Below are 8884 nucleotides of genomic sequence, written 5' to 3'. Positions count from 1 at the left end.
ACCTGAAGCGCCTCCACAGCTACAACGGTTATCAAACCCCGGTAGCCATGGAGAAAAAGCTCAAGGATGCGGCATGAAACCTTAACTGGTGTCCAAAATAAGTTGACCAGTTCAAGCCCGCTCCCACAGGGATAGCCAAGCTCTGAAGAGTTGCGCGGAACTTGTGGGAGCGGGCTTGCCCGCGAAGGGCCGCAACGAGGCCCCAATGCAGACGCCCCGAAGCTCAAATGGTGTGTTCAAGCCAACGCGTAGTCCAGCACCACTCCAATGAACACCAGTAACCCCGCCCAGTGATTGTGCAGAAACGCCTTGAAGCACGAGTCGCGATCGAGCTTGCGCGTCGACCAGAACTCCCAGGCAAAGCACAACGCCGCACCCATCAGCCCCAGGTGGTACCAACCGCCCAGCTCGAACTGGTTACCCGCCAGCAGCAAGCAGCCCAGCGACAGCATCTGCAAGGTCAGGATGATCGCCCGGTCCGCTTCGCCGAACAGGATGGCGGTGGATTTCACGCCAATCTTGAGGTCGTCATCACGATCGACCATCGCGTAATAGGTGTCGTAACCCACCGTCCACAGCAGGTTGGCGATGTACAACAGCCAGGCGCTGGCGGGCAGCTCGCCGCCCGCTGCGGTGAAGGCCATCGGGATACCCCAGGAGTACGCCGCGCCCAGCACCACCTGTGGGTAGTAGGTGTAGCGTTTCATAAACGGGTAGCAGAACGCCAAAGCCACCGCGCCGAATGACAGCCACACCGTGCGCGCATTGGTGCACAGCACCAGCAGGAAGCTCACCCCCACCAGGATCGCGAACAGCACCAGCGCCTCTCGCGATTTCACTCGGCCGCTGGCAAGGGGGCGGTCGGCGGTGCGTTTGACGTGGCCATCGACCTTGCGATCGGCAAAATCATTGATGCAGCAACCCGCCGCGCGCATCAGGACCACGCCAAGGCCGAAGATCAGTACGTTGGCAACGCTAGGCGAGCCATTGCCGGCGATCCACACCGCAGCCAGGGTCGGCCATAACAGCAGGTAGATGCCAATGGGGCGGTCCATGCGGCTCAGTTGGACGAAGTCCCAGGCGCGTGGGTGCAGGCGGTTGAGCGACTTGAGCAGTTGCAGGTACATCAGCGGTTGTCCTCCTTGTCCGCTTGCCACAGCGCCGGTAGGAACACTTCGGCCACCAGCAGGTCGAGGCCATCGCGCTCAAAGCGCGAGCGCCGGCCCCACAGGCCGTTCTCGGCAGTTTCAGGCGGCAGCCAGGCCTGTGGATAAGTACACACTTGCAGGGGGTGGCGCACGAACGCCTGGTCGCAGAACAGCAGCTCGCCGAGCGAGCGACTGCCGAGCGTTTCCAGATCCAGGCCACCACGCTCCAAGGCGCTGCGTGCGGCCACGCTGCGGGCGAATACCCACGGCTGGCCGTGGCCGCGCAGGTACACCTCGCGCACCCAGCCTTGCGCGCCTGGCTCAAGGTTCAGGGCCTGGCATTCATCATCACGCAGGGGCTGCCAGCCCTCGAACAGCGGGGTGACGCAGAAGTGATCGTGGGACAGGGCGGTCAGACGGCGGGTCAGAGAACCCTCGTCGAAGAGCCAGTCGAGGGTAGGCTGGTCGATGTCGGCAGCCAGCTGTGAATACGCCAGCCACGCGACAGCGGCTGCTTGCGAGGATTCGTACGACACGTCGGTATGCTTGTTACAGCCAGAGAGGCGGCGAGCTTAGCATGTTTGCCCGTGCTGCTTGCATACTGATGGCAGGGCCAGTACAAAGCCCCCTGGCTGCCGCGCACGCCAAGAATCTGCAGTCGCGGGCAAGCCTGCTACACGCTTGCCTTGTGGTTCGGGACAACGTGGCAGCGAGTTTGCCCCGCGATAGCCCTACAAAGCGGCGGCGCCAAGCCTGAGCCTGACGAGGAGGTATTGATGAAGAAGTGGCAATGTATTGTCTGTGGCCTGATCTACGACGAAGCCGAAGGTTGGCCGGATGACGGCATCGCTCCAGGCACGCGCTGGGAAGATGTACCCGAAGATTGGCTGTGCCCAGACTGCGGCGTGGGCAAGATGGACTTCGAAATGATCGCCATCGGCTGATCGCAACCCTATTCAACGAACGAGGAAGCACGACATGACGTCCCCTGTGGTGATCATTGGTACCGGCCTTGCGGGCTACAACCTGGCCCGGGAGTTTCGCAAGCTCGATGGCGAAACGCCGCTGTTGCTGATCACTGCCGACGACGGTCGTTCTTACTCCAAGCCGATGTTGTCCACCGGCTTTGCCAAGGACAAGGACGCCGAGGGCCTAGTCATGGCCGAACCTGGCGCCATGGCCGAGCAGCTCAAGGCCGAGATCCGCACCCACACCCGCATCAGCGGCATCGACCCTGGCCACAAGCGTTTGTGGATCGGTGAGGAAGCGGTCGAGTACCGCGACCTGATCCTGGCCTGGGGCGCGCAGACCGTACAGGTGCCGATCGAAGGCGATGCTGGCGAGTGGGTGTTCCCGATCAACGACCTGGAGGACTATGCGCGCTTTCGCGCCGCGGCCGCAGGCAAGCGTCGGGTGCTGATCCTGGGCGCTGGCCTGATCGGCTGCGAGTTCGCCAATGACATGAGCCTGGGCGGATTTCAGGTCGACCTGGTCGCACCCTGCGAGCAGGTGATGCCGACCTTGCTGCACCCGGCGGCCGCTGGCGCGGTCCAGGCTGGCCTTGAGCGCTTGGGTGTGCGTTTGCACTTGGGCCCGGTATTGACTCGTTTGCAGCGTGTGGCTGATGGCCTGGAGGCGCACCTGTCGGACGGCGGTGTAATTGCTTGCGATCTGGTGGTCTCGGCCATCGGCCTGCGTCCACGCACCGACCTGGCCGCCGCTGCCGGGTTGCAGGTCAATCGCGGCGTGGTGGTGGATCGCGAGCTGCGCACTTCACACGCCAACATCTTCGCCTTGGGAGACTGCGCCGAAGTCGCGGGGATCAACCTGTTGTACGTGATGCCATTGATGACCTGTGCGCGTGCTCTAGCGCAAACCCTGTCCGGCAAACCTACGGCAGTCGCCTATGGGCCAATGCCGGTCACCGTGAAGACCCCGGTTTGCCCGTTGGTAGTCTCGCCACCACCACAAGGCCGTGAGGGTAACTGGCAGGTCGAAGGGCAGGGCGCTGATCTCAAAGTGCTGTGCCGCGATGCGCAGGGCAACCTCTTGGGCTACGCCTTGACCGGCACGGCCGTGATGGAAAAGCTGGCGCTAAATCGGCAGTTACCGCCACTCATGGCGTAAACGGCGGGCGTTCTGTCGGGTTTACCTTGTTGTTGAAGGCACATTGGCCGCCCAGACACTGGCGCGGTCCCTATCGGCGTGCCATTCTCAGTCGCGTCTGCCGCAGTTTAGAGCCTGCGGCGCCTTGAGCGCTGCTTTGCCAAGCAGCACGGCAATAACAACAAGAATTCCCGTCCAAGAGGCTTCACTATGCGTAAACCAGAACTCGCCGCCGTCATCGCAGAAAAGACCGATTTGACCAAGGAAAAGGCCAATCAGGTGCTGAATGCGATCCTAGACAGCATCACGGGTGCCCTCGACAAGGACACCGTCACCTTGGTCGGCTTTGGCACTTTCGAGAAGCGTCATCGTGGTGCCCGCACCGGCAAGAACCCGCAGACCGGTCAGCCGGTCAAGATCAAAGCCAGCAACACTGTTGCCTTCAAACCCGGCAAGAACCTGAAAGACAGCGTCAATCCGCCTGCTGCTGCGGCCAAATCCGCAAAGAAAAAGTAATCACTGGTTAATGCTTCAACTGTGATCCGAACGGGCGCCCATGTGGCGCCCGTTGTGCTTTACACACGGCAACTGTGGCGAACTTGCATAAACAGGTCGGGATAAGGATAAACTGCGCGACTCAGTCATTTTTCAATCGAGGCGCGTCGATGAAGTTTCGTTTTCTTCTCTGGGCCATGGGGCTGCTGATGGCTCGGGCCAGTCGCAATAACCCGGCGTTCCAGCAGCAATTGCGCGACAAGGAGCTGGTGTTCCAGATGCAGACGCTCGATGGCAAGGTCGCTCGGCATTTCCTGGTCAGTAACGAGCGGATCAGTAGCAAGGGCGGCCAGCACCCGCAGCCGGCGTTTGCCATTGCCTTCAAAGACGCCGCGTATGGCTTTGCCACCCTGCAGGCGAGCAATAAGCAATTGGCGTTCATGCAGGGCATTCAGGACAAGAGCATCCAGATCAAGGGCAACCCGGCGCTGGTGATCTGGTTCCAGGGCTTGATGAAGTACCTGAAGCCGAAAAAGAACAAGGCCTGAGAGTATGGGCCGTCCAAGCGGCCCCAATTATCAACTCAGTGCGGCGTCTGGAACTGCGAAGCCAATTCGCGCAACAGCGCCTCTGCCTCCAGCACCTTGCTGACCACATCTTCAGCCTTGTCCCGGCTCAGCCCCAGACGCTCGAACAGCGCATCCGGAATCTCCTCCTGCGGCCCCGAGCCAATCCCGCGCGAGCGCAGCAGGCGCGTAGCCAGGCAAACCAGATTCGGATAGGCCGACAACTCGCCATCGTAGAATGGGTCGTGCTGGAAACGCAGGGCGGTGCGCAGCTCATCTGGCATATCCCACAGCTTCATCAACCAGGCGCCGATCTGCTCACGGCTGATGCCCAGCAGATGCTGCTCGACGTAGGTATGGCACAGGTGCGGATTGACCTCCAGATGGCGGCAGATCAGCGAGAAGTGCGGCGGGAATACATGCGCCAGCAGCAGGTAGCCAAAGTTGTGCAGCAGGCCGGCCAGGTAGGTCAGGCCGCTTTCGGGGCGCTCGGCGCGGGGCATGGCGCGGGTCAGGCCCTCGATGACGGCAGCGGTGTAGATCGACTGCTGCCAGTACGGGGTTGCCTGTTGCGGATGGTCTTTCGGCAGGCTCAAGGTCTTGCCCAGGGCCAGGCCCAGGGCAAGGTTGATCACCAGGTCAAAGCCCAGCACGCGCACGATGGCGTCTTCCACCGAGCGGATCTTGCCGGGCGAGGCGTAGTAGGGCGATGCCGCCCAGCTGACGACTTGGGCGGCCAGGGCTGGATCGGTCTCGACCACGCCGGTGATGTCATCGATGCTGGCATTGGGGTCGACGCGCAGCTTGATGATCTTCTGTGCGGTGTCGGCCAGCGGCGGGATCTCGATGGTCTCTTCGAGACGTTTCTGGATCCGCCGGGCGGTGAAGTTCTCCACAGCCTGGGTGATCTCATGGCGGTCATCGTCCGGGCGATCGAGGTTTGGCCGAATGTCTTTGAGCTCCTGGCCAAAGCTGCTGGCGCTGGCTTTGGCGAGTAACCTCTTGAAGTCTTTTTGTTCGATCTCCAGCAACAGGCCCGCTTCCCCGGAGTGAATCCGCACGGTTTCGGCATCCAGCAGGCTCTTTTCGTACTGGCATGGCGAACTGGTCAATGCCGGGATGGCTGGCAGGGTCTTGAGCTGATGCTTGTCGAGCATGTGCTTGAGCCGCTCAACCGGAACGGCGGTGAGTTTGCGGCCAGTCAGCTCGGTCAGGCGATTCAGGTCCAGCAGCTGGCTCTGCGGGAACAGCACCATCAAGGCGCCGATCTCATCGTCGAGCAATACCGCCTGAACGCGTGAGGCGGCGGGCAACGACGGGTGCTCAGGCACTTCGCAGTAGGCTACGCCGAGTTTTTCGAGCAACAGCCGGATGACAGACGGTGCGTGTAGGGTTGCGGTGTCCAGGGCAACTTCAGTCATGGTCTGTATCCAAGAAATTCTTTAAACGCAAAGTATAACCAGCCTGACCGACAGACTGGATCCATTCCGAGAGCTGCGTCACACCTGGCCATATTGCTGGCCGTGGCGCAACCAACGGTCGAGCAGCGGGCTGACATGATCCGGCCAGCGCGCCAACAGCGCCTGGGCGGCGTCGCGCACCGACGGCAGCAGGTCGGCATCGCGCATCAGGTCGGCGACCTTGAACTGTAGCAGGCCGGTCTGGCGGGTTCCGAGCATCTCGCCGGGGCCGCGCAGTTCCAAGTCCTTTTCGGCGATGATGAAACCGTCGTTGGTTTCCCGCATGATGCCCAGACGTTCGCGGCCGATCTGCGACAGGGGGGGGTGATAGAGCAATACGCAGTGGCTGGCCGCACTGCCTCGGCCGACCCGTCCGCGCAGCTGGTGCAGCTGGGCCAGGCCCAGCCGTTCAGGGTTCTCGATGATCATCAGGCTGGCGTTAGGGACATCCACGCCCACCTCGATCACCGTGGTCGCCACCAGCAACTGCAAGTTGCCGGCCTTGAACTCGGCCATCACAGCGGCTTTCTCGGCAGGCTTCATACGGCCGTGGATCAGCCCTACGCGCAGCTCGCCCAAGGCGCTGCCGAGGTCTTCGTAGGTGCTCTCAGCCGCTTGGCAGGTGAGCTCTTCGGATTCTTCGATCAGCGTGCACACCCAGTATGCCTGTCGGCCTTCAGCGCAGGCGGCGCGGACCCGCTCAACCACTTCGAAGCGGCGGCTGTCGGCGACCAGCACGGTATTGACCGGCGTTCGACCGGGCGGCAGCTCGTCGAGGATCGAGGTGTCCAGGTCGGCGTAGGCGCTCATCGCCAGGGTTCGCGGGATCGGTGTGGCGGTCATGATCAGCTGGTGCGGGCAGAGCTCGCCGGCGACGCCTTTCTTGCGCAGGGCCAGGCGCTGCTGGACGCCGAAGCGGTGCTGTTCGTCGATGATCGCCAGGGCCAGGTGCTTGAACTGAACCTCGTCCTGGAACAGCGCATGGGTGCCGACCACCATCGGTGCGCCACCGGCAATCTGCTCCAGGGCGCTGGCGCGGGCCTTGCCCTTGAGCTTGCCTGCCAGCCAGGCAACTTCGATGCCCAGCGGCTCCAGCCAGCGCTTGAAGGTGATGAAATGCTGTTCGGCGAGGATCTCGGTCGGTGCCATCAGGGCCACCTGATACCCGGCTTCCAAGGCCTGCAAGGCGGCAAGGGCGGCAACCACGGTCTTGCCGGCACCGACATCGCCCTGAACCAGGCGCATCATCGGCTCACCCTGGCTGAGGTCGTAGGCGATCTCGTTGCCGACCCGTTGCTGGGCTCCGGTGGGGGCGAAGCCGAGGTTGGCCAGGTACTGCGCGGGCAGGCGGCTGGGCTTGGGCAAGACCGGTGCACGTAACGCGCGCAGGCTTTCGCGCAGGCGCTGCTGAGACAGCTGATGGGTCAGCAGTTCTTCGAAGGCCAGCCGGTGTTGGGCCCAATGATGGCCCAGGGCGAGCTCTTCGAGGTCGGCGTCGGCGGGCGGGTTGTGCAGGTAGCGAATGGCATCATCCAGCGGTGCCAGGTGATAGTCGTTGGCCAGTTCATGCGGCAGCCAGTCGGGCAGGCTACGAGGGCCGAGCAGGGTCAGGCTCTGCTGGCAGAGCTGGCGCAGGCGTTGCTGGGTCAGACCCTCGGTGGTCGGGTAGATCGGCGTCAAGGTCTGCTCTACCGGCGGCGCCGGCTCGCTGCCATTGAGCGCGCGATATTCCGGGTGATAGATCTCCAGGCCCGAAGCGCCCGGACGGGCCTCGCCGTAGCAGCGCAGGTGCGTGCCGCGCTTGAGGCCTTCTTTCTGGGCGTTGCTGAAGTGGTAGAAGCGCAGGCTCAGCACGCCCGTGCCGTCACCCAGGCGCACCACCAGGCTGCGGCGCTTGCCCATGGTCACATCGGTGCCGCTGACCACGCCTTCGATGACTGCATCCTGGCCAGGCCTTAGCTGGCCGATGGGAACTACGCGGGTACGGTCCTGGTAGCGCAGGGGCAAGTGGAACAGCACATCCTGCAGGTTCTCAAGGCCGACCTTGGCGAGCTTCTCCGCCATCGCCTCGCCGACGCCTTTGAGTTCGGTGACCGGGACCTTCGACAGCTCGCTCATGGGTCAGGCCGGTTGTTCCACGGCGGCCGGCTTGGCTACCGAGCACAGGCGGATCGAGTCAGCCAGGATCTCGATCGCTTTCGGCCGCGGGAAGCTGGCGCGCCAGGCAATCGCCACGGTGCGGAACGGCGCCGGGGCGGTCAGTGGGCGTACTTCGATCACGCCTGGCGCGTAATGGTGGCTGTGTACCGCCGACAACGGCAGGATCGATATGCCCAGGCCGGAGGCGACCATGTGGCGGATGGTTTCCAGCGAGCTGGATTCCACAGTGGTGTGCTTGGAGCCTTCGCCACCCTTGTTCAGGGTCGGGCAGGCTTCCAGGACCTGGTCGCGGAAGCAGTGACCTTCGCCCAGCAGCAGCAGGCTCTTGTCATTGAGCATGGCGGTGTCGATGGTCTTTTTCGCGGTCCACGGGTGGTCGGCCGGCATCAGCGCGCAGAACGGCTCGTCGTACAGCGGCAGGGTCAGCACGTCGGCTTCATTGAACGGCAGGGCGATGATCACCGCGTCCAGTTCGCCGTTGCGCAGCTTCTCGCGCAGGACATGGGTGAAGTTCTCTTCGATGTACAGCGGCATCTGCGGGGCGACCCGGTGCAGCTGCGGAATCAGGTGCGGGAACAAGTACGGGCCAACGGTATAGATAGCACCGACTTTCAGCGGAGCGGTCAGCTGGTTCTTACCCGCCTGGGCCAGTTCGCGAATCCCTTGGGCTTGCTCCAGGACCTTCTGCGCCTGGGCAACGATGCTTTCGCCGACCGGGGTCAGGCGCACCGCGCTCTTGCTGCGCTCGAAGATCAGTACGCCCAGCTCGTCCTCAAGCTTCTTGACACCGACGGACAGGGTCGGCTGGCTGACATGGCAACGCTCGGCGGCGTGACCGAAGTGCTGCTCCTGGGCGAGGGTGACGATATAGCGGAGTTCTGTGAGGGTCATAACGTGCGTCCATGAAGTTGCGGCCCCAGCATAGCGGGTGCAATCGATAGACGCACGT

General features: G+C 62.9%; 9 protein-coding genes. 4 read left to right on the top strand and 5 right to left on the bottom strand.

What is annotated here, in order from left to right; genetic code table 11:
* Positions 1–236: 236 nt before the first annotated feature.
* Both ubiA and AAZU54_RS18805 read right to left on the bottom strand, forming a co-directional pair.
* A complete protein-coding gene (ubiA, locus tag AAZU54_RS18810; protein WP_434727502.1) occupies positions 237–1127 on the bottom strand; it encodes a 4-hydroxybenzoate octaprenyltransferase in 891 nt (296 codons plus the stop codon).
* Complete coding sequence (locus AAZU54_RS18805) at positions 1127–1684, bottom strand: chorismate--pyruvate lyase family protein (protein ID WP_186553043.1); 558 nt, start codon at positions 1682–1684, stop codon at positions 1127–1129. The genes ubiA and AAZU54_RS18805 overlap by 1 nt, the downstream gene beginning before the upstream one ends.
* Positions 1685–1924: 240 nt before the next feature.
* Here AAZU54_RS18805 and AAZU54_RS18800 point away from each other — a divergent pair, with 240 nt between their 5' ends.
* The 4 genes from AAZU54_RS18800 (at position 1925) to AAZU54_RS18785 (ending at position 4297) form a co-directional block, all read left to right on the top strand.
* Complete coding sequence (locus AAZU54_RS18800; protein ID WP_186553042.1) at positions 1925–2092, top strand: rubredoxin; 168 nt, start codon at positions 1925–1927, stop codon at positions 2090–2092.
* A 34-nt stretch (positions 2093–2126) separates the two neighbouring features.
* Positions 2127–3275 carry an NAD(P)/FAD-dependent oxidoreductase gene (locus tag AAZU54_RS18795; protein ID WP_186553041.1) on the top strand — a complete coding sequence of 383 codons (1149 nt, stop codon included), beginning with the start codon at positions 2127–2129 and terminating at the stop codon, positions 3273–3275.
* Positions 3276–3464: 189 nt separating this feature from the next.
* A complete protein-coding gene (locus tag AAZU54_RS18790; RefSeq protein ID WP_186553040.1) occupies positions 3465–3770 on the top strand; it encodes an HU family DNA-binding protein in 306 nt (101 codons plus the stop codon).
* Between the two features lie 149 nt (positions 3771–3919).
* Positions 3920–4297 carry a helicase gene (locus AAZU54_RS18785; protein WP_186553039.1) on the top strand — a complete coding sequence of 126 codons (378 nt, stop codon included), beginning with the start codon at positions 3920–3922 and terminating at the stop codon, positions 4295–4297.
* Positions 4298–4332: 35 nt separating this feature from the next.
* Here the strand turns inward: AAZU54_RS18785 and AAZU54_RS18780 are convergent, their stop codons facing one another.
* From AAZU54_RS18780 to AAZU54_RS18770, 3 genes are all read right to left on the bottom strand, one after another.
* Positions 4333–5736, bottom strand: coding sequence for an aminoacyl-tRNA deacylase and HDOD domain-containing protein (locus AAZU54_RS18780; RefSeq protein WP_405129176.1), 1404 nt, complete (start codon positions 5734–5736; stop codon positions 4333–4335).
* A gap of 78 nt (positions 5737–5814) precedes the next feature.
* Positions 5815–7893 (bottom strand): ATP-dependent DNA helicase RecG, encoded by a 2079-nt coding sequence (recG, locus tag AAZU54_RS18775; protein WP_312152101.1) that lies wholly within the window; start codon positions 7891–7893, stop codon positions 5815–5817.
* A 3-nt stretch (positions 7894–7896) separates the two neighbouring features.
* Positions 7897–8826, bottom strand: coding sequence for a hydrogen peroxide-inducible genes activator (locus tag AAZU54_RS18770; RefSeq protein ID WP_186553036.1), 930 nt, complete (start codon positions 8824–8826; stop codon positions 7897–7899).
* Positions 8827–8884: the final 58 nt, after the last annotated feature.

Origin of the sequence: Pseudomonas sp. Je.1.5.c (genome assembly GCF_051129895.1) — a bacterium.
Classification (GTDB): Bacteria; Pseudomonadota; Gammaproteobacteria; order Pseudomonadales; family Pseudomonadaceae; genus Aquipseudomonas; species Aquipseudomonas urmiensis.
The sequence above is the reverse complement of the archived record's forward strand: the minus strand, read 5'-3'. Positions and strand labels throughout refer to the sequence as shown.